The sequence below is a fragment of the Staphylococcus sp. 191 genome (genome assembly GCF_011174885.1).
Taxonomy (GTDB): Bacteria; Bacillota; Bacilli; order Staphylococcales; family Staphylococcaceae; genus Staphylococcus; species Staphylococcus coagulans.
Window position 1 is genome coordinate 1 of the sequence record NZ_PNRJ01000042.1, and the last position, 422, is coordinate 422.

A 422-nucleotide genomic window follows, 5' to 3' on the forward strand; every position below is an offset into this window, starting at 1 on the left:
CAACACCATTTCAACGTGTACATTTGATTGTCATGGATTCTGTTGGGATAGGAGAAGCCCCAGATGCGAAAAATTTTAACGATGAAGGGTCCCACACACTGAAACATACGTTAGAAGGATTTGACCAAAAATTACCGTATCTTGAACAATTAGGTTTGGGTAATATTGATGCCTTACCTGTCGTTGGGGCAGTTGCACATCCAAAAGCGTATTATACAAAATTAAGCGAAGCTTCAGTCGGTAAAGACACGATGACAGGCCATTGGGAAATGATGGGCTTGAATATCATGCAGCCATTCAAAGTGTATCCAAACGGTTTTCCACAAGAATTAATTGATGAAATCGAACGTATTACGGGACGTAAAGTCGTTGTGAATCGTCCGGCTTCAGGCACACAAGTGATTGACGAGTGGGGCGAACAT

The 422-nt window shown here is 42.2% G+C and carries 1 pseudogene; it reads left to right on the forward strand.

The window, feature by feature from the left end:
• Positions 1 to 422, forward strand: a pseudogene (locus C1H58_RS12115) (phosphopentomutase); the annotation flags it as partial.